General features: G+C 72.5%; 18 protein-coding genes and 1 riboswitch. Of the genes, 5 read left to right on the top strand and 13 right to left on the bottom strand.

Annotation, left to right across the window (positions count from 1 at the left end; genetic code table 11):
* Positions 1 to 74: 74 nt before the first annotated feature.
* From ACFWJW_RS20250 to ribD, 10 genes are all read right to left on the bottom strand, one after another.
* Positions 75 to 1,205 (bottom strand): hemolysin family protein, encoded by a 1,131-nt coding sequence (locus tag ACFWJW_RS20250; protein ID WP_387242924.1) that lies wholly within the window; start codon positions 1,203 to 1,205, stop codon positions 75 to 77.
* The gene (locus ACFWJW_RS20245; protein WP_387242921.1) at positions 1,202 to 2,575 is read right to left on the bottom strand and encodes a hemolysin family protein; all 1,374 of its coding nucleotides are present in this window, start codon (positions 2,573 to 2,575) and stop codon (positions 1,202 to 1,204) included. The genes ACFWJW_RS20250 and ACFWJW_RS20245 overlap by 4 nt, the downstream gene beginning before the upstream one ends.
* Before the next feature lie 174 nt (positions 2,576 to 2,749).
* On the bottom strand, positions 2,750 to 3,202 hold the full coding sequence (locus tag ACFWJW_RS20240; RefSeq protein ID WP_387242918.1) for a PH domain-containing protein: 453 nt from the start codon (positions 3,200 to 3,202) through the stop codon (positions 2,750 to 2,752).
* Between the two features lie 58 nt (positions 3,203 to 3,260).
* A complete protein-coding gene (hisG, locus tag ACFWJW_RS20235) occupies positions 3,261 to 4,109 on the bottom strand; it encodes an ATP phosphoribosyltransferase (protein WP_387242915.1) in 849 nt (282 codons plus the stop codon).
* A gap of 50 nt (positions 4,110 to 4,159) precedes the next feature.
* On the bottom strand, positions 4,160 to 4,432 hold the full coding sequence (locus ACFWJW_RS20230) for a phosphoribosyl-ATP diphosphatase (protein WP_042157533.1): 273 nt from the start codon (positions 4,430 to 4,432) through the stop codon (positions 4,160 to 4,162).
* A gap of 34 nt (positions 4,433 to 4,466) precedes the next feature.
* A complete protein-coding gene (gene ribH / locus ACFWJW_RS20225) occupies positions 4,467 to 4,952 on the bottom strand; it encodes a 6,7-dimethyl-8-ribityllumazine synthase (protein WP_018087562.1) in 486 nt (161 codons plus the stop codon).
* 54 nt (positions 4,953 to 5,006) lie between these two features.
* Complete coding sequence (locus ACFWJW_RS20220; RefSeq protein ID WP_387242911.1) at positions 5,007 to 6,323, bottom strand: bifunctional 3,4-dihydroxy-2-butanone-4-phosphate synthase/GTP cyclohydrolase II; 1,317 nt, start codon at positions 6,321 to 6,323, stop codon at positions 5,007 to 5,009.
* Positions 6,320 to 6,973, bottom strand: a complete 654-nt coding sequence (locus ACFWJW_RS20215) for a nicotinamide riboside transporter PnuC (RefSeq protein ID WP_387242908.1) — start codon at positions 6,971 to 6,973, stop codon at positions 6,320 to 6,322. The genes ACFWJW_RS20220 and ACFWJW_RS20215 overlap by 4 nt, the downstream gene beginning before the upstream one ends.
* A complete protein-coding gene (locus ACFWJW_RS20210; RefSeq protein WP_387242905.1) occupies positions 6,970 to 7,614 on the bottom strand; it encodes a riboflavin synthase in 645 nt (214 codons plus the stop codon). Before ACFWJW_RS20210 ends, ACFWJW_RS20215 begins: the two co-directional genes overlap by 4 nt.
* A gap of 1 nt (position 7,615) precedes the next feature.
* Positions 7,616 to 8,743, bottom strand: coding sequence for a bifunctional diaminohydroxyphosphoribosylaminopyrimidine deaminase/5-amino-6-(5-phosphoribosylamino)uracil reductase RibD (gene ribD, locus ACFWJW_RS20205; RefSeq protein WP_387242902.1), 1,128 nt, complete (start codon positions 8,741 to 8,743; stop codon positions 7,616 to 7,618).
* A 153-nt stretch (positions 8,744 to 8,896) separates the two neighbouring features.
* A riboswitch (FMN riboswitch) is annotated at positions 8,897 to 9,027 on the bottom strand.
* Between the two features lie 174 nt (positions 9,028 to 9,201).
* Here ribD and ACFWJW_RS20200 point away from each other — a divergent pair.
* Positions 9,202 to 9,972 carry an SDR family oxidoreductase gene (locus ACFWJW_RS20200; protein WP_387242899.1) on the top strand — a complete coding sequence of 257 codons (771 nt, stop codon included), beginning with the start codon at positions 9,202 to 9,204 and terminating at the stop codon, positions 9,970 to 9,972.
* 343 nt (positions 9,973 to 10,315) lie between these two features.
* On the opposite strand, the gene ACFWJW_RS20195 is transcribed toward ACFWJW_RS20200, so the two are convergent.
* The gene (locus tag ACFWJW_RS20195; protein ID WP_387242895.1) at positions 10,316 to 11,584 is read right to left on the bottom strand and encodes an ROK family transcriptional regulator; all 1,269 of its coding nucleotides are present in this window, start codon (positions 11,582 to 11,584) and stop codon (positions 10,316 to 10,318) included.
* A 70-nt stretch (positions 11,585 to 11,654) separates the two neighbouring features.
* Between ACFWJW_RS20195 and ACFWJW_RS20190 the strand changes: the two genes are divergently transcribed.
* Positions 11,655 to 12,884, top strand: coding sequence for an MFS transporter (locus ACFWJW_RS20190; protein WP_387242892.1), 1,230 nt, complete (start codon positions 11,655 to 11,657; stop codon positions 12,882 to 12,884).
* A 295-nt stretch (positions 12,885 to 13,179) separates the two neighbouring features.
* Here ACFWJW_RS20190 and ACFWJW_RS20185 read toward each other — a convergent pair whose 3' ends face one another.
* The gene (locus ACFWJW_RS20185) at positions 13,180 to 13,683 is read right to left on the bottom strand and encodes an acyl-CoA thioesterase (protein ID WP_387242889.1); all 504 of its coding nucleotides are present in this window, start codon (positions 13,681 to 13,683) and stop codon (positions 13,180 to 13,182) included.
* 285 nt (positions 13,684 to 13,968) lie between these two features.
* Here ACFWJW_RS20185 and ACFWJW_RS20180 point away from each other — a divergent pair, with 285 nt between their 5' ends.
* Together ACFWJW_RS20180 and ACFWJW_RS20175 are read left to right on the top strand one after the other, a co-directional pair.
* Positions 13,969 to 14,529, top strand: a complete 561-nt coding sequence (locus tag ACFWJW_RS20180; RefSeq protein WP_387242886.1) for a cysteine hydrolase family protein — start codon at positions 13,969 to 13,971, stop codon at positions 14,527 to 14,529.
* A gap of 238 nt (positions 14,530 to 14,767) precedes the next feature.
* Positions 14,768 to 15,178, top strand: a complete 411-nt coding sequence (locus tag ACFWJW_RS20175; protein ID WP_387242883.1) for a RidA family protein — start codon at positions 14,768 to 14,770, stop codon at positions 15,176 to 15,178.
* A gap of 79 nt (positions 15,179 to 15,257) precedes the next feature.
* Here ACFWJW_RS20175 and ACFWJW_RS20170 read toward each other — a convergent pair whose 3' ends face one another.
* On the bottom strand, positions 15,258 to 16,643 hold the full coding sequence (locus tag ACFWJW_RS20170; protein WP_387242880.1) for a uracil-xanthine permease family protein: 1,386 nt from the start codon (positions 16,641 to 16,643) through the stop codon (positions 15,258 to 15,260).
* Between the two features lie 317 nt (positions 16,644 to 16,960).
* On the opposite strand from ACFWJW_RS20170, the gene ACFWJW_RS20165 reads away from it, so the two are divergent.
* Positions 16,961 to 17,722 carry a DUF5995 family protein gene (locus ACFWJW_RS20165; RefSeq protein ID WP_387242877.1) on the top strand — a complete coding sequence of 254 codons (762 nt, stop codon included), beginning with the start codon at positions 16,961 to 16,963 and terminating at the stop codon, positions 17,720 to 17,722.
* The last annotated feature ends 29 nt before the right edge of the window (positions 17,723 to 17,751 follow it).

Genomic DNA, 17,751 nt, shown 5'->3' with positions numbered 1-17,751 from the left:
GTCCGGGCCGGCCACGCCGTCAGCGCCTCCGGACAGCACTGCATCCCTCGGCGCCCCGGCCCGGCGCCGCACGTTCAGCCCGCCAGCGCCCGGTTCTCCGCCGGCCGCGCAGCCTCCTCGCGGGGCTCGCCGACCCGCTCGCCGCTCTCCCGCCGGCCGGTGCGGGCCGCCGGGGCCCGCCGGTGGGCCGGGTCGCGGACCTCGCCGACCAGCATTTCCAGGACGTCCTCCAGGGCGACCAGACCGAGCACCCGGCCGGTCGCGTCGGCGACCGCTGCCAGGTGGGAGGCGGCCCGGCGCATCGCCGTCAGGGCGTCGTCCAGGGGCAGCTCGGCGCGCAGCGTGGTCATCGGGTGCCAGATGCGCTGGGGTACCGCGCGGTCCCGTTCCTCCAGGTCCAGGACGTCCTTGACGTGCAGATAGCCCATGTACGCACCGCCGGGGGCGCACACCGGGAAGCGGGAGTAGCCGGTCCGTACGGTCAGCTCCTCCACCTGGCGGGGCGTCACGGTCGGGTCGACGGTGACCAGCCCCGCCCGGTCGAGGAGGACGTCCGTGACGGGGCGGCTGCCCAGTTCCAGGACGTCCGAGAGCTGTTCCTGTTCGGCCGGCTCCAGCAGGCCCGCCTGCCCCGCGTCCTCGACGAGGTGGGTCAGCTGCTCGCTGGTGAAGACCGCCTCGACCTCGTCCTTCGGCTCCACCCGGAAGAGCCGCAGCACGCCGCGGGCACAGGCCCCGAGCAGCGCGGTGACCGGGCGGCACAGCCGCGCGAAGGCGACCAGGCCGGGGCTGAACCACAGGGCGGTCTTCTCCGGCGCCGCCATCGCCAGGTTCTTGGGGACCATCTCGCCGATGACGAGGTGCAGGAAGACCACCAGCGCCAGGGCGATGACATAGCCGAGCGGGTGGACCAGGGCGGCGGGGAGGTGCACCGCCGCGAAGAGCGGTTCCAGGAGATGGGCGACGGTCGGTTCGGCGACCGCACCGAGCGTCAGCGAGCAGACGGTGATGCCGAACTGCGCGGCGGCCATCATCTGCGGGAGGTTCTCCAGACCGTGCAGCACCTGCCGGGCCCGGCCGGAGCCCTGGGTCGCCAGCGGTTCGATCTGGCTGCGGCGTACGGAGACCAGGGCGAACTCGGCGCCGACGAAGAAGCCGTTGGCGAGCACGAGCAGCACCGCGAAGAGGAGCTGGACCAGCGTCACCGGGCCACCTCCGCGCCGACCACGACGGGTTCACGGGACGCCCCGGGGACGGCGGGCACCGTGACGGTCGCGGTCCGGACGATCCTTATCCGCTCGGCGCGGTGGTGCGACACCAGCCGCACCCGCAGCCGCCAGCCGTCGAGTTCGGCGATGTCGCCGGGGGCCGGGATCCGGCCGAGTATGTGTGCCACCAGTCCTGCCACCGTCTCGTACGGTCCTTCGGGGGCGTCCAGGCCGATCCGCCGCAGGGTGTCCACCCGGCAGCCGCCGTCGGCGTCCCAGGCGGGGCGGCCCTCCTCGGGCGGGGCCTGGCCCAGTTCGGGCAGGTCCACGCCGTCGTGCTCGTCGCGGACCTCGCCGACCAGCTCCTCGATGATGTCCTCCAGGGTGACCACACCGGCCGTGCCGCCGTATTCGTCGACGACGACCGCGATCGGCTGTTCGCTGCGCAGCCGCTCCAGCAGCGGCTGCACCGGCAGCGTCTCGGGCACCAGCAGCGGCGGTACGGCGATCCGTGCCGCCGGGATACGCAGCCGCTCGTGCTCCGGGACCGCCAGCGCGTCCTTGAGGTGCACCATCCCTACGATCTCGTCGAGGCGGGTGCGGTAGACGGGAAAACGGGACAGGCCGGTGGCGCGGGTGAGGTTCACCACGTCCTCGGCGGTGGCGGAGGACTGGAGGGCGCTCACCCGCACGCGCGGCGTCATCACGTTCTCCGCCGTCAGGTCGCCCAGCGAAAGGGTGCGCACGAACAGGTCCGCGGTGTCCTGCTCGATCGCGCCGGCGCGGGCGGAGTGCCGGGCGAGCGAGACCAGTTCGCCGGGGGTGCGGGCGGAGGCCAGCTCATCGGTCGGCTCCACGCCCAGGGCGCGCACCAGGCGGTTGGCGACGGTGTTCAGCAGGGTGATCACCGGGCGGAAGAAGCGGGAGAAGGCCCGCTGCGGGCCGGCCACGACGCGGGCGACGGGCAGCGGCTTGGAGACCGCCCAGTTCTTGGGGACCAGCTCGCCGACGACCATCTGGACACCGGAGGCCAGCAGCATGCCGCTGACCACGGCCGTACCGGGGACCGCGCCCTGGGGCAGGCCGGTGGCCAGCAGCGGGCCGGACAGCAGCTCGGCCAGCGCGGGCTCGGCGAGCATACCGACCACCAAGGAGGTGATCGTGATGCCCAGTTGGGTGCCGGACAGCTGGAAGGAGAGTTCCCGGAGGGCGGAGACGACGGTGTGGGCGCGGCGGTCGCCGTCGGCCGCGGCGCGCTCGGCGTCCGCCTTCTCGACGGTGATGAGTCCGAACTCGGCGGCGACGAAGAAACCGTTGGCCAGGATCAGGACGAGGGCCGCGGCGAGCAGCAGCAGGGGGCCGGTCATGCCGCCGCCTCCGTGGTATGCGGGGGTTGGGGAGGGGCGGCGCAGGTACTACAGGACGATCCGTCCATTGCCGGAGGGAGTCACTCCTCGGGTCGCAGTGGTCCCACTGAGGGGCGGGGCGCAGGGTGCGCCCCGGAGAACAGAGTAAACAGCGGGGCCCGCCTTAGGGCAGGCTCACCCGGCCGTGTGGTCGACAGCACCATGCTTCTCGGTGAGGTCGCGCAGCGCCCGGGCGTCCCGGATGGCCTGGTCCCGGGCGATGCCGGGCTGGATGCCCATGGCGGGCAGGCTGGTGCCGTCGGCGAGGTCGAGATGGACCCAGGGGTCGCCGGCCCGGAGGTTGACCCGCACGACCTGCGCCCAGGCCAGTTCGCGCTTGGTGGTGAGGTTGACCACCGTGACGCCCTCCTGCCGCGCGACCACCTTCGGGCGGGCCAGCAGCAGGAGGACGGCCAGCACCAGCAGTCCGGTGACGACGAAGCTCAGCCGTTCGCCGCCGCTCAGCTTCGGCAGCGCCAGCGCGATCGCCGTGAGGGCGGCGAGCTGGGCGAGGCCGACGGAGTACAGGACGACCCGGGTGCGGGTCGGCCGGAAGGTCACCGGCAGGCTGGGCAGGGGCGCGGACACGTCGTCGGTCTTCCGTCGTGGGTGATGCGGTGCGTTCGGGTGGGTGGCCGGGGCCGGGTCAGAGTCGGCAGGCGTGGATGCCGGTGGTCAGGATCGCGCGGGCGCCGAGGTCGTAGAGCTCGTCCATGATGCGCTGGGCGTCCTTGGACGGGACCATCGAGCGGACCGCGACCCAGCCCTCGTGGTGCAGCGGGGAGACGGTCGGCGACTCCAGCCCCGGGGTGAGGCCGACGGCCTTCTCGACGTGCTCGACCCGGATGTCGTAGTCCATCATCACGTAGCGGCGGGCCACCAGGACGCCCTGCATACGGCGCAGGAACTGGCGGACCTTCGGGTCGTCGTCCGGCGCGCCGGTGCCGCGGATCACGACGGCCTCGGACTTCATGATCGGCTCGCCGATGATCTCCAGTCCGGCGTTGCGCAGGGTGGTGCCGGTCTCCACGACATCCGCGATGATCTCGGCGACGCCGAGCTGGATGGCGGTCTCCACGGCGCCGTCGAGGTGGACGACGGAGGCGTCCACGTCGTTGTCGGCGAGGTGCTGGCGGACCAGACCGGCGAACGAGGTGGCGACCGTCATGCCGCCGAACTCGCTGACGTCCTTGGCCGTGCCCGGGCGGGTGGCGTAGCGGAAGGTCGAGCCGGCGAAGCCGAGCTGGAGGATCTCCTCGGCCGGGGAGCCGGAATCCAGCAGCAGGTCACGGCCGGTGATGCCGATGTCGAGCTTGCCGGAGCCCACGTAGACCGCGATGTCGCGCGGGCGCAGGAAGAAGAACTCGACCTCGTTCTCGGCGTCGACCAGGACCAGTTCCCTGCGGTCCTTGCGCTGGCGGTAACCGGCCTCATGGAGCATCGCCGACGCAGGCTCGGACAGTGAACCCTTGTTGGGGACAGCGATGCGCAGCATGAGAGCAGGTTCCTTTGCGGGTGAAGGGTGTTGGGGTGCGGTGCGGTGGATCAGAGGTGGGCGTAGACGTCGTCGAGGGAGATGCCCTTGGCGACCATCATGACCTGGAGGTGGTAGAGGAGCTGGGAGATCTCCTCGGCGGCGGCCTCGTCGGACTCGTACTCGGCGGCCATCCAGACCTCGGCGGCCTCCTCGACGACCTTCTTGCCGATCGTATGAACGCCTGCCTGCACCAGCTCGGCGGTACGGGAGGTGGTGGGGTCGCCGGTGGCGGCCTTCTGCTGGAGCTCGGCGAAGAGCTCCTCGAACGTCTTCTTGGACATGATGGTGACCACCCTACGCGGTTGCCCCCTCGGCTCAGCGCCAGGGCTCGGACACGGTGCGCAGCGTCGCGGCGGTGGCGACGGCGGCGGTGACCGCTTCGTGGCCCTTGTCCTCGGTGGAGCCTTCGAGGCCGGCCCGGTCCAGGGCCTGCTGCTCGGTGTCGCAGGTCAGCACGCCGAAGCCGACCGGTACACCGGTGTCCACCGAGACCTGGGTCAGGCCCTGGGTGACGCCCTGGCAGACGTAGTCGAAGTGCGGGGTGCCGCCCCTGATGACCACGCCGAGGGCGACCACGGCGTCATAGCCGCGGCCGGCCAGGACCTTGGCGACGACCGGCAGCTCGAAGGTGCCGGGCACCCGCAGCAGCGTCGGCTCGTCGATGCCGAGCTCGGTGAGGGCGCGCAGCGCGCCGTCCACGAGGCCGTCCATCACTTGCTGGTGCCACTGCGCCGCGATGACGGCCACCCGCAGGTCGCCACAGTTCTTCACGGTCAGTTCGGGTGCGCCCTTGCCGCTCACGGTTCTCCTCGTTCGGGTGATGGTGCCGGTTGGTGGTGACGTGGTGCCGGTTGGCTACTGGTTGTCGCAGGTGGTGGCGGAAGCGGGCGCGGCGTGGGCCGCTCCCGTGGCGCCGGTGTCCAGCCAGGGCAGGTCGTGCCCCATCCGGTCCCGCTTGGTGCGCAGGTACCGCAGATTGTGTTCCCCGGCCTGGACGGGCATCGCCTCCCGGCCGGAGACCCGCAGGCCGTGCCGCACCAGGGCGGCGGTCTTCTCGGGGTTGTTGGTCATCAGGCGCACCGAGCGCACTCCGAGGTCCTGGAGCATCTGGGCGCCGGCCGCGTAGTCGCGGGAGTCGGCGGGCAGCCCCAGTTCGAGGTTGGCGTCGAGGGTGTCCCGGCCGCGCTCCTGGAGTTCGTAGGCGCGGAGCTTGGACAGCAGGCCGATGCCGCGTCCCTCGTGGCCACGGAGGTAGATCACCACACCGCGTCCGGCCTCGGCGATCCGCCGCTGCGACGCCTCCAGCTGGGGGCCGCAGTCGCAGCGCAGCGAATGGAAGATATCGCCGGTCAGGCACTCGGAGTGCACCCTGACCAGGACGTCCTCGCCGTCGCCGAGCTCCCCGGCGACCAGCGCGATGTGCTCGACGCCGTCGACGGTGGAGCGGTAGCCGTAGGCGGTGAACTCGCCGTGGGCGGTGGGCAGCCGGGTCTCGGCCTCACGGCGGACGGTGGGCTCGGACGACTGCCGGTAGGCGATCAGGTCCTCGATGGAGATGATCGACAGTCCGTGCTTACGGGCGAACGGCACCAGCTCGGGCAGCCGCAGCATCGTGCCGTCCTCGCCGGCGATCTCCACGATGGCGGCGGCCGGGCGCAGTCCGGCCAGCCGGGCGAGATCCACGCCGGCTTCGGTGTGGCCGTTGCGGACCAGCACGCCGCCGGGCCGGGCGCGCAGCGGGAAGATGTGGCCGGGCCGGACGAAGTCACCGGCGGTCGACTCCCCGGCGGCGAGCAGCCGCAGGGTGGTGGCGCGGTCGGCGGCGGAGATGCCGGTGGTCACGCCGTGCGCGGCGGTGGCGTCGACGGAGACGGTGAAGGCGGTCCGCATCGACTCGGTGTTGTGCTCGACCATCTGCGGGAGTTCCAGCCGGTCCAGCTCCGGGCCCTCCATGGGGGCGCAGATCAGCCCGCGGCACTCGCTCATCATGAACGCGATGATCTCGGGGGTGGCCTTCTCCGCGGCGATGACGAGGTCGCCCTCGTTCTCGCGGTTCTCGTCGTCCACGACGACCACGGGGCGGCCGGCGGCGATATCGGCGATGGCCTGCGCGACGGGGTCCAGCGCCAGGGCCGCGGCGTCCTCGTCGTACCAGCTCTGTAGTGCGGTCATGCCGCTGCTCCTTCCAGGACGGTGCGGTCGGCGACGCGGGTGCGCAGCCACCAGTCGCGCATGCCCCATACGACGAGGGCGAGATAGACGACGTAGACAAGGCCGGAGAAGGCGAGCCCGCTGCTGAAGGCGAGCGGGACGCCGACGACGTCGACCAGCAGCCAGGCGAACCAGAACTCGACCAGTCCGCGGGCCTGGGCGACCATCGCGGCGAGCGTGCCGACGAAGATGTAGGCGTCCGGCCAGGGGTTCCAGGACAGCTGCGGGATCAGGGTGAAGAGGGTGCCGACGGCCGCGGTGCCGGCGGCGGTGCCGCCGAGCAGCAGGCCGCGCTCGCGCCAGCCGGCGAAGCGTACGGCGATGGAGCCGTCCTGGGCCTGCTGCCGGCCGCGCTGCCACTGCCGCCAGCCCCACAACGCCACGCCGATGACGAGGAGTTGCTTGCCGACGCCGCCGCTGAGATGGGCGGAGGCGTAGGCGGCGACGAGGATGACACCGGAGAGGAGCTGGGCGGGCCAGGTCCAGATGGAGCGCCGCCAGCCGAGCGCCAGCGCGGCCAGACCGATGGTGTTGCCGATCATGTCCGACCAGATGACGTGCTGCCCGAAGGCCGTGAATGCCTCGCCGTTCAGCGTGTCGAGGACGCTCACCGGTCCATCTCCTTGATCTCCTCGAGGTCCCTGAGGTCCGCGCCGGTGCCGGTGCCCCGCCCGAGCAGCCGCTCGACGTATTTGGCGAGGACATCGACCTCGAGGTTGACGGGGTCGCCGGTCTTCTTGATGCCCAGCGTGGTCAGGGCGAGGGTGGTGGGAATGAGGCTGATGGTGAAGTAGTCGTCCGCCGCGTCGACGACGGTGAGGCTGACACCGTCGACGGTGATCGAGCCCTTCTCGACGACGTAGCGGGACAGCGCGGCCGGCAGCGCGATCTTGACGATCTCCCAGTGTTCGCCGGGGGTGCGTTCGAGGATCGTGCCGGTGCCGTCGACATGGCCCTGGACGAGGTGCCCGCCGAGCCGCCCGCCGAGCGCCATCGGGCGCTCCAGGTTGACCCGCGAGCCGGCGGCCAGCGCGCCGAGGCTGGAGCGGTTCAGGGTCTCGGCCATCACATCGGCGGTGAACTCACCGTCGGCGGTGTCCACGACGGTCAGACAGACACCGTTGACGGCGATCGAGTCACCGTGCTTGGCGTCCTCGGTGACGACGGGGCCGCGCAGCCGGAAACGGGAAGCGTCACCGAGGTTCTCGACGGCGGCGACCTCACCCAGTTCTTCGACGATTCCGGTGAACACTTCAGTTCTCCTCGTGGAGCGGGTGGCGGATGGGGGTGGCGGTGATGCGCAGGTCGGGTCCGAGCCGTTCGGTCTCGGTCACGTCGAGCCGCAACGCCTGGGCGATGGTGGTGATTCCGGCGTCGCCGACGACGGCCGGTCCGGCGCCGAGCAGTACCGGCGCGAGGTAGCCGACGACTTTGTCGACGGCCTGGGCGGCGAGGAAGGCACCGGCGAGCGTGGGGCCCCCTTCGAGCAGCACGGAGCGCACCTCGCGCTCGTACAGGGCCTGGAGCAGCGCGGGAATGTGCAGCCCGCGCCCGTCGGCGGCGCGCGGCAGCCGGACGATCGGGGCGAGGCCGTCGAGGTGGCCGGCGTCGGCGTCCTCGGCGACCGCGATGAGGGTGGGCGCGGTGCCGTCCAGGACACGGGCGCCGGCCTTGACGACGGTGGCGCCGGAGTCGACGACGACCCGCAGCGGCTGGCTGATCTCGTCGTCGGACAGCCCGCTGATCCGGGCGCCGAGCTGCGGGTCGTCGGCACGGGCGGTGCCGGAGCCGACGATCACGGCGTCCGCGGCGGCGCGCAGCCGGTGCACATCGGCGCGCGACTGGGGCGAGCTGATCCAGCGGCTGGTGCCGTCCGCGGCGGCGATCCGGCCATCGAGGGTCGCGGCGTACTTCCACAGCACGAAGGGGCGGCGGCGCAGCACCGAGGTCAGCCATGCCTCGTTGCCGGCCGCGGCCTCGTCGGCGAGCAGCCCGCCCTCGACGTCGATCCCGGCCTCGGCCAGGGTGACGGCGCCGCCGGTGGCGGTCGGGTCGGGGTCGGAGACGGCGTAGACGACGCGGGCGATCCCGGCGTCGATCAGTGCTTGGGCGCAGGGACCGGTGCGGCCGGTGTGGTTGCAGGGTTCGAGGGTGACCAGTGCGGTGCCGCCCCGGGCGCGTTCGCCGGCGGCGCGCAGGGCGTGGATCTCGGCGTGCGGGCCGCCGGCCCGCTGATGCCAGCCCTCGCCCGCCGTGCGGCCGGCGGAGTCGAGGACGACGCAGCCGACCACGGGGTTGGGGCTGGTGTGCCCGAGCCCGCGCGCGGCGAGCTCAATGGCTCGGCGCATCGCCGCGATTTCGACGGGGGCTGCGGTGGCCACCGGGTCCTCCTGCCTCTCAGGGCACGGACTCCGGGGCTGTCTGGACGACAGAAGCGGAAACGACGCCACGGGAACACCGCGGCCGGAAATACGCGGACCGTCCGGGGAAATACCCGGACGCGCCGCCGACGGCGGTGTACCGAAGCTCGCCCGCCGCGCACTGCCTCCCATCCGGACTTTCACCGTCGGTGCAGGAATTTCACCTGCTCAACCGGCCGCTGGCTGCGGACGGGTCGCGGACTGTTACCGCCGGTTCGGAATTACACCGACCCCGGAGTGCGCTGCTGCTTTTATGTCAGTACAGCTTCAGTCTGCCACGCCGGGTCGTGGCCCATGCGGGCGAAGCCCTGTGGGCTGCCTCACAGCCCCCGGCGCGCCGCCCGTGTCACACACGGCGCGCGTAGGGCGTCATAGCGGGGACGTACCCGTCCCTTCTCCTCTGCAAGGACTGATCCGCGATGGCGACAATTCTGGTGACCGGCGGCACGGGCACACTCGGGCGGCCCCTGGTGCGCCGGCTGCTCGACGACGGCCATGACGTCCGGTCACTGAGCCGGCGGCCGCACACCGGCACGGAGCTGCCCCGGCCACGGTCGTACGCGGTCGATCTGCGCGACGGCACGGGGCTGCCCGAGGCGCTGGCGGGTGTCGACACGATCGTGCACTGCGCCTCGGCACCGGCCGGCGGCGACATGGAGGCGGCGGGCCGGCTCGTCCAGGCGGCGAAGGCGGCGGGCGTCCCGCACCTGGTGTACATCTCGATCGTCGGGGTGGACCGGGTGCCGCTCGGCTACTACCGCACCAAGCTCGCCGTGGAGCGGCTGATCGAGGACTCCGGCATCGGCTGGACGGTGCTGCGCACCACGCAGTTCCACGATCTGGTGCTCCGGATCGTCAAGGCGGGCGCCCGGTCCCCGGTGCTGCCGGTACCGACCGGGGTACGGGTCCAGCCGGTCGACGTACGCGAAGTGGCCGCCCGCCTCGCCGAGTTGGCGTCCGGCCCACCGGCCGGCCGGGTCCCGGACATGGGCGGTCCCGAGGTACTGACCGCCCGCGACCTCGTACGCTCCACACTGGAGGCGGGCGGACGCCACCGCCTCCTGGTCCCCCTGTGGCTACCGGGCCCCACCGCCGCCGCACTGCGCCGCGGCGGCAACCTGACACCGGAACATTCCGAGGGCCGGCGGACGTATGCGGAGTTCCTGGCGGAGCGGGTGGGAGCGAACTGATGGGCGGCTGAGACCGGACCGTTCACCCTGTCGGCCTCTGTCGGGAATCCCCCGGCCCGGCACTCGTCGGGCCCCAGGCCCGGCACTCGTCGGGGAGGGTCGGCCTGGCACTCGTCGGGCATGCCCAGACCCTGCCGGTCCTCGGGCATGCCCAGGTGCTGTCGCTCCTCGGGCATGCCCAGGCGCTGCCGCTTCTCAGGTGTGTCCAGACCCTGCCGCTCCTCCGGCATGCCCAGACCCTGCCGGTCTTCGGGAATACCCTCCGCCCCGCGGCACGTTGTGGCCCGCAAGGGGGCGCCCGTATCCCCTACGGGATCTGTTCCCACTCCCCCGACGGGATGCCTCAGGAACGGGGCGCCGCCTCCGGGCCCGCGGCTCCGAACAAGTCGTTCTGGGCGGCGTCCCGTGCGGCGAGCACCGCGCCGAGCAGTACCGCCCGCCCGCCCACCGCCCCCGCACGTACGTCGGTACGCAGCGGGGAGAGCCGGGCCAGATGGCCGGCGACCCGGTCGGCGAGCTCGGCGCCGCCGCCGCGGCCGACTTCACCGCCGAGCACGACACACCCGGGGTCGAGTACGGCGCACACGGCCGCCACGCCGAGGGCGATCCGTGCGGCCAGCGCGTCGAGGAAGGCGGCACCGGCGTCGCCGGCGGCCACCGCGGCCCGGACGACGGACTCGGCGGGCGGGCCCTCGGCGCCGGGCAACAGCTCGTTCACCCCGTCCGCCGCCCCCGTGGCCCCCTCGGGCGTCAGACCATGTTCCGCCGCGAGGGCGCAGATCGCGGCGGAGCCGGCCAGGGAGTGGAAGCCGCCGTCGCAGCCGTTCGCGGAGGGCAGCGCGTCGGTGCCGGGGACCGGCAGAAAGCCGATCTCGCCGGTGCCGCCCGAGGCGCCGCGCCGCAGCGCGCCGTCCAGGACCACGGCGGCGCCGGTGCCATGGCCGAGCCAGAGCAGGACGAAGGTGTCGCGGTCGCGGGCCGCGCCGCCGCGCTGCTCGGCGATGGCGGCGAGGTTGACCTCGTTCTCCAGGAGGACCGTTACGCCCGTGCGTGCGCGCAGCGCGCCGACCAGCCCGACGTGCCAGGACGAGGCCCAGTCGGTGCCGGCGAGTCGCCCGGTGGCGGGGTCGACCAGGCCGGGCGCGCCGACGGCGATGGCGTGCGGCGCGGGTGCGCCCGCCGTGGCGAGCGCCTTGTCCACGGCGGCGAGTGCGGTGGCGACGGCCGTATCGGGGGCGACGTCCGGGCCGATGGCCACGGTGTGTTCGGTGCGCACCCGGCCGAGGAGGTCGGCGACCGCGACGGTGATGCTGTGCGTCCGCAGATCGAGGCCGACGAGATGGGCCCGGTCGGCGACGATCCCGTAGAGCCGGGCATTGGGCCCGCGCCGCTGCGCACCGCTCTCGCCGACCACGGCGATCAGCCCGGCCTCCTGGAGACGGTCGACGAGGTCCGCCACGGTCGGCCGGGACAGTCCGGTCAGCGATTTGAGCTGACCTGCCGTCAAGGACCCTTCGGACTGAAGGAGTTGGAGCGCCAGCCGATCGTTGATCTGCCGTGCCGTGGTCGGGGAGGCGGTGCGGCCGGCCGCTGCCGTGCGCGGTGCATGCATGGCGGGATTCTTTCATTCGGCCGGACCAACCGCCTTATTATCAGGCAGGGTTCCTGATAATTTACCGCGCATGGCTGGCATCAGCGTTCCCGACGGCCCCAACCCACTCCCCCACACCGAGCTGCGCCGGGCGCGCCGGTCCATTGCCGCGGTGTTCCTCATCCACGGCTCGGTCACCGGAAACTTCGCGACCCGTATCCCCTGGATCCAGGACCACACCGCCATCTCACCGGGCCAACTCGGCCTGGCGCTCGCCTTTCCGGCGATCGGCGCGTCCCTGGCGATGCCGCTGGCCGGCCGGATCAGCCACCGCTTCGGCGCCCGCACCGCGCTGCGCGGCCTGCTCGCCCTGTGGACCCTGTCGCTGATCCTGCCCGCCCTCTCCCCCGGCCTCTACGCACTGTTCCCGGCGCTGCTGATGTACGGCGCGGCCTCCGGGATGTCGGACGTCGCGATGAACGCGCTGGGCGTGGAGACCGAGGACCGGCTCGGCAAGCCGATCATGTCGGGGCTGCACGGGATGTGGAGCGCGGGCGCCCTGCTCGGCTCGGCGGCCGGCACTGTCGCCGCGCACGCCGGCTGGGACGCCCGGCTCCATCTGGCCGGCGCCGCCCTCGTCTTGACCCTGCTCGGCGCGCTCGCCTGCCAGGGCGTACTGGATCTGCGCAGCACCCCCGAGGAGCATCCGCCGCCGCGCTTCGCGCTGCCGCCGAGGTCGGCGCTGATCATCGGGGCCATAGGGTTCTGCGCGGTGTTCGCGGAGGGCGCCGGCCTGGACTGGTCGGCGGTCTACCTCCGCGACGAGCTGGGCACCGACGCGGGTCTGGCGGCCGCCTCCACCACCGCCTTCGCCTGCACGATGGCGGTCGCCCGGCTGGCCGGCGACAAGGTGGTGGCCCGGTTCGGTGCGGTGCGTACGGTGCGGGCCGGCGGCGTACTGGCCACGGCCGGCGGTCTGCTGATCGTCGCGGCGCGGCATCCGGCCATGGCGATGGGCGGGTTCGGCCTGATGGGCCTCGGGATCGCGGTGGTGGTCCCGCTGGCCTTCGCGGCCGCCGCGCGCAGCGGCCCCGCCCCCAGCCAGGCGATCGCGGGCGTCGCCACGATCACCTACACCTCCGGCCTCATCGCCCCGTCCGCGATCGGCGGGCTGGCCCAAGCGACCTCGCTACCGGTGTCGTTCATGCTGGTCACGACGCTGGCATGCGGGCTGGTGGCGGGCGCGCGGGTGCTGGGGGTGCCGAGTCGTACGGCGTCGGGGAGCGCTCCGGCGGTGGCTGGGGATCTGGAGAGGTCGTGAGCGGCGGGTGTGGATGAGGCGCGGTGCCGGGCGGTCCTGAGCAACGGCTCGCCGACGGCGGGCGGGTGCGGTCGGCGGCGGGCGGGTGCGGTCGGCGGCGACCGGCCTGGGTGCGCCGGCGGCACCGCCCGGCCGCGTGGCCGGCGGAAGCACCCCGAGCCGGAGTGCCCGCCGGCGGCAACGGCGGGGCTCGGGCCGCCTGCGTCTCCGTGCCCGCCCCAAGGCCCGTCGGGCTCAGGCCGCCGGCCCGGCAAGGCTCAAGCCGCCTCCGCACCCGCCCACGGCCCAGCGGCCCTCAAGCCGCCTCCGCCTCCGTACCCGCCTCGGTGCCCGTGCCATCGCCGGCGTCCTGCCGGAGCAGCCGGCCGGCGATGGTGCGGGCGCGGTCGGACCACGGGGTGGGGCGCAGCGTCTGCGCGTCGACGCGGACGAGTACCCGATGGCCCTGGGCGTAGGTCGCGGTGCCGTCGGCCGAGCAGAGCCGGAAGCCGTAGGTGAGGCCGGTGCGACCGAGGCGTTCGACCCAGAGGTGCGCCGCGTACCGGCCGGGCCGGGTAATCGGGCGCTCATAGGAGACCTTCATCTCCTTGATGACATTGCACATATCGCCCGCGGCGGCCCAGTCACCGTCGAAGGTGAAGCCCTGGCCGTGCCAGTACTCCGCCCAGGCGCGCTCGGCGAGCAGCGGATAGCGGGAGTTGTGGAGCATGCCGAGCGCGTCGAGGTCGTCGAAGTGGACGGTGACGGGCACCAGTTCGCCGTACGGGACGGTGCTGGCCTGAAGGGGTTCGACGCTCACGAAGGGTGCTCCTGGTTTTCTCGCGCTGACCGGCGCTGTTGGTGCGAAGGGTGCTCTCGGGGACGGGTGAGGCCCGTACGACGAGCCCGAGCCATGGTAAGCGGCTGCTTAGGATGCCCGTTCGCCGGGATGCCTGGAGGGGGAAGCGCACGAGGGCCGCCACGGGCCAGGGCCCCCGCGAGTGCACGGACGAGGTAGGGAGCACCCAACCCGCTTTTCCCCCAGACTTACTCTCGTCCCCCCTCAAGATCTCGTCCCCCGATCAAGAACGGACGGTAGGCAAGCATGGCGAAGAGCGCCCTCCTCGTGATGGACGTCCAGCAGGACATCGTCGACATCGCCGACGACGGCTCCGGATATCTGCCGCGCCTGCGCAGCGCCATCGACGGCGCCCGGGCGGCGGGCATTCCGGTGATCTACGTGGTCATCGGCTTACGGCCGGGCAATCCCGAAGTCAGCCCTCGCAACAGGGTGCTCACCTCCCTCGTGCGGGAGGGCCTCTTCACCGAGGGCGCCCCCGGCACGGCGATCCACCAGGACGTGGCGCCCCGGCCGGACGACATCGTGGTCACCAAAAGGCGGGCGAGCGCGTTCTCGGGCAGTGACCTCGACGTGGTGCTGCGGGCGCGCGACATCGACAGCCTGGTTCTCACCGGCATCGCCACCAGAGGCGTCGTGCTGCACACCCTGTGCCAGGCCAACGACCAGGACTTCGGCCTCACCGTCCTGGCCGATGCCTGCCTCGACACCGATCCCGAGGTCCACCGGTTCCTCACCGAGCGGCTGTTCCCGCAGTGGGCAGATGTGGTCGCGGTCGAGGACTGGCTGCAAACCATCGCACCGTAGTAGCCGGAGGCCGGCCGGGCCTCGCGTGGCTTCGCGTCGTCTCGCGTGGCCTCGCGTCGACTCCTGTCGTCTCCCGTGGTCTCGCAGGTGGCATCGCCTCCCCCTGCGAGACCGCGCCACCCCTCCTCGGCCGTTCCCCGCCCCGGAAATTGCGTCGAACGCGGAGTCGATCCCTGAGAAGGTCATGGGCGTCCCGGATCCACCGCGAAAGGCCGGATCCACCGCGAGAGGAATGCCCGTGCCACGCGCCGTCACCTTGATTCGCTCCGCATCCCTGTCCGATGTCGCCGAGTACGCCTATGCGGCCACGGCCCCGGCCGAGTCGCGGCTGATCTTCCTCGCCGGTGCCTGTCCGCTGAACGAGGACGGCTCCACCGCGGCGATCGGGGACGTCGCGGGGCAGGCGGCCAAGGCCGTGGAGAACCTGCGGACCGCTCTGGCGGATGCCGGTGCGGCACTGCACGACGTCATCAGCACCCGCGTGCTCGTGGCCTCCACCCGGCAGGAGGACCTGGTGACGGCCTGGGAGGTGGTCCGGGACGCGTTCGGTGACCACGACGTGCCCAGCACGTTGATGGGGGTCACCGTGCTCGGCTACCACGACCAGCTGGTAGAGATCGAGTCTGTCGCCGCCGTGCTCGATTCCTGAGCCGCCGGAACGTCGTTGCCAGGGCGGCCTGCACGCGGGAGAACGACCGGCCCCTGCGGCGCATCCGCCCCGCGCGGCATCAGCCGTCCCCCTCGCCGCGCTCCCCGTACTCGCTGGTCCCGGCGTCGAGGAGTGGCGTGCGGGGCCGGGCCGCCGCGCTGGAGAGCCAGCGCAGGGAGTGGTAGCCGGTGAGGACGGTGAGCGTGCCCAGCGCGATGCCGCTGAGTTCGAAGTGGTCGGTGAACTTCAGCGAGACGCCGCCGATCGCGATGATGATTCCGGCCGCGGCGGGAATGAGGTTCAGGGGGACCGAGAAGTCCACCTTGTTCCGCACCCAGATCTGGGCTCCGAGCAGGCCGATCATGCCGTACAGGATGACGGTGATACCGCCCAGCACCCCGCCGGGGATCGCCGCCACCACCGCGCCGAACTTCGGGCACAGGCCGAAGAGCAGGGCGAAGCCGGCCGCCGCCCAGTAGGCCGCGGTGGAGTAGACCCTGGTGGCCGCCATGACGCCGATGTTCTCGGCGTAGGTCGTGGTGGCGGGGCCGCCGACCGCGGTCGACAGGACGGTGGCCGTGCCGTCGGCGACGATGGCCATGCCCATCTTGTCGTCCAGGGGGTCGCCGGTCATGGCGCCGACCGCCTTGATGTGGCCGGCGTTCTCCGCGATCAGCGCCACGAGGACCGGCAGCGCGACAAGGATCGCGGAGGCGGAGAAGTTCGGTGCGTGAAAGGTGGGAACGCCGATCCAGTCGGCCTTCTCGACGCCGGAGAAGTCGATGCGCCAGTGGTCCGTGAGCTTGCCCGCGCCGTTGACGGAGTGAATCCTTCCCGCGGTGCGGTCGAGGATCCAGGACAGCGCGTAGCCGAAGACCAGGCCCAGGAAAATGGCGATCCGCGACCAGAAGCCCCGGAGCACGACGAGCGCGAGTCCGGTGAACATCATCGTCGCCAGGGCCGTCCACTGGTCCTGCGGCCAGTACGTGGCGGCCGTCACGGGGGCGAGGTTGAAGCCGATCAGCATCACGACCGCGCCGGTCACGGTCGGCGGGAGCACCGCGTGGATCACCCGGGCCCCGACGACATGAATGGCGATGCCGCAGCCGGCCAGGCAGGCGCCCACCACGAGCATCGCGCCGGTCAGGGTGCCGGCATCGCCGCCCTGGCCCGCGATCACGACGGAGACGCCCACGAAGGAGAGTGAGGAGCCCAGGTAGCTGGGGATCCGTCCACGCGTCATCACCAGGAAGAGCGCGGTGGCGACGCCGGATGCCATCAGGGCCAGGCTGGGGTCCAGGCCCATGAGGACGGGGGCGACGAAGCAGGCTCCGATCATCGACACCACGTGCTGGGCGCCGAGCGCGATCGTCCGCCCCCACGTCAGGCGTTCGCCGGGCCGGACCACTTCGCCGGGCTTCAGATGGCGCCCGTCCCCATGCAGTTTCCACCCGAAGCCGGCCATGATCACTCTCCACTCTGCGACGCCCTGCACGTCACAGAGCCGAGGTGATTCATAGTCGAACGACCGCGTCGGAACAAACTGAGGCCGAGGGGTATGCGGGTGCGCCCGGGAGGGTGGGTATTTCAGCCGCTCTCCGCGCGGGGATGCCGCGGTGTGCGGCAGGCCGCCCGGCTCCGTACGAGAAGGGCTGACCGGCCGGTTTCCCGGGCGCGGCGAAGCAGGGCAGGCCACAAGCGGGCGCGCCGTCGAGTACCCCGTTCCGGTCATCGGCGACCGGCGCACCTCACTATCCGCAATTCCACTGTCACGCTGAGTCGATGACGACAACTCAGGAATGCGGCGGTCCCGGCGGCCGTACGGAGCTGGCCGGGGGGTCCGCCGCCCGTCCCCCGACCGCCGCGGGGCCGGTGGCGGACACGGGTGTGGCGGAGGTGCTGGCCCGGATGCGGGCGCTGGCCGCGGGGCTGCCCGCCGAGGACGGGGTGGCCGTCTTCAACGGGGTCTATCTGGCCGTCACCGAAGCGGTGGCGCGGCGCATCGGGGACGGGACGTTCCAGGATCCGGCGGCCGCCGGCGAACTGGACATCCGCTTCGCGCGGCGTTACTTCGACGCGGTGGAGGCCGCGGCCGCCGGACTGCGGCCGCCGGCCTGCTGGCGGCCGCTCTTCCAGCTCCGCCGCCATCCGGGGGTGCGTCCGCTCCAGTTCGCGCTGGCCGGGATCAACGCCCACATCGGCCACGATCTGGCGCTGGCCGTACTGGACACCTGCCGGGCGCTGGAGTGTGAACCGGCGGCGCTGGAGCAGGACTTCGACCGGGTCGGCGGGGTGCTGACGAGCCTGGAGGAGCGCATCCGTGAGCTGCTGATGCCCGGCCCCGATGTGCTGGACGTCGCCGATCCGCTGACGCATCTGATCGGGTCGTGGAGCCTGGACAAGGCCCGGGACGGTGCCTGGGTGGCGGCCCGGGCGCTGTGGAGCGTACGCCGGCTGCCGGATGTGACCGAGGAGCTCACCGAGCGGCTGGATGCCGGGGTGGGCCTGGTCGGGCGGATGCTGCTGACTCCGCTGCCCGGCTGATCCCGCACCCGCACGGCGCGGCGAAGACG

This window comes from Streptomyces sp. NPDC127097 (assembly GCF_042724075.1).
Lineage (GTDB): Bacteria > Actinomycetota > Actinomycetes > Streptomycetales > Streptomycetaceae > Streptomyces.
The sequence above is the reverse complement of the archived record's forward strand: the minus strand, read 5'-3'. Positions and strand labels throughout refer to the sequence as shown.